At 74.1% G+C, this 1438-nt stretch carries 1 protein-coding gene and 1 pseudogene; both read right to left on the bottom strand.

What is annotated here, in order from left to right; translation table 11 throughout:
- Positions 1-63 precede the first annotated feature (63 nt).
- A pseudogene (locus tag CCN56_RS38870) lies at positions 64-912 on the bottom strand (ArnT family glycosyltransferase); the annotation flags it as partial.
- The coding region (locus CCN56_RS38875) for a GtrA family protein (RefSeq protein WP_143664791.1) at positions 909-1438 on the bottom strand (530 nt) is incomplete at its 5' end. The pseudogene CCN56_RS38870 and the gene CCN56_RS38875, both read right to left, overlap by 4 nt.

Consider the following 1438-nt stretch of genomic DNA (forward strand, 5'->3'; position numbering starts at 1 on the left):
GCTACAACGGCCTGGGCCGCATCAACGGCAACGAGGTCGGCAGTGTGGGCGGCGGGGGCCGGGGCGGCCCAGGCCGTTGTAGCCGAAGGTCAGCTCCAGGAAGCTGTTGTGCTGCGAGCCTCCGACGTACGGACGGGAGGACGCCGGCCACAGCTCGACCACGGCCACCCACCAGCCCGCCGAGACGAGCATCGCGAGCCCGCCCAGGGCGAGCCGGCCGAGCCGCCGCACGAAGCCGCCCGGCGCGCACACCACGTACACGAGGGCGAGCGGCGGCAGGATCAGGAAGGCCTGCAGGGTCTTCGCGAGGAAGGCGAAGCCGAAGGCCACGCCCGCCCACACCAGCCACTTCGCACTGCCCGACTCCCGCTCCAGGGCGCGCAGCACGCAGTACACCGCGACCGTCATGAGCAGCGCGAGCAGCGCGTCCGGGTTGTTGAAGCGGAACATCAGCGCGGCGACCGGCGTCAGCGCGAGGACCGCGCCAGCGATCAGACCGGCGCCCGCGCCGAACCGCCGCCGGACGGCCGCGTAGAGCACGGCGACCGTGCCCACGCCCATGAGCACCTCGGGCACGAGGATCTGCCAGGAACCGAGCCCGAAGAGGCGGACGGAGAGGGCCATCGGCCAGAGCGCGGCCGGCGGCTTGTCGACGGTGATGGCGTTGGCCGCGTCGAGGGAGCCGAAGAAGAAGGCCTTCCAGCTCTCGGAGCCCGCCTGGACGGCGGCGGAGTAGAAGGAGTTGGCATAACCGGAGGCGCTCAGGTTCCACAGGTGGAGCAGCGCGGTCGCGGCGAGCAGGGCGAGGAAGGCGGGCCGGACCCAGGGGGCGTCCTCGGCGCGTCCGCGCCACAGCCGGGCGGGCCGGCCGGCGCGGGGCGCCGCGTGGACGGCAATGGGCTCAGTGGTCATCGTTCGTTCCTTGCTGAAGCGCGGTCCGGGAAGACCCAGAGCCGGAAGAGGAGGAAGCGCAGGACGGTCGCGGCGAGGTTGGCGACGATCAGGACGGCGAGCTCGGTGGAGTGCGCCGGATCGCCGCTCGCCGCGCCGAGGGCGGCGAGCGAGCCGCTGGTCAGGGCGAGGCCGATGGCGAAGACCACGAGCCCCTGCGCCTGGTGGCGGACGGCCCGGTCCCGGCCCCGCACGCCGAAGGTGAGCCGCCGGTTGGCGGCCGTGTTGGCGACGGCGGAGACGAGGAGGGCGGCGGCGTTGGCGGGCTGCGGGCCGAGAGCGAGCCGGAAGGCCGAGTACAGCGCGAGGTAGAGGAGCGTCGACAGGACCCCGACCACGCAGAAGCCGACGAGCTGGCGGGCGAGGCCGCCCGGCACGCCGTTCAGCTCGCGGTCCCGGGGGTCGTCGCCGAACGGCCGGGCGAGCCGGTCGAGGGGCAGCGAACCCGTCGCGAGGGCCCGCCCCACCCGCCACACGCCCTTCAGGT

This window comes from Streptomyces sp. NRRL B-24572 (genome assembly GCF_002156145.1).
Lineage (GTDB): Bacteria > Actinomycetota > Actinomycetes > Streptomycetales > Streptomycetaceae > Streptomyces > Streptomyces vietnamensis.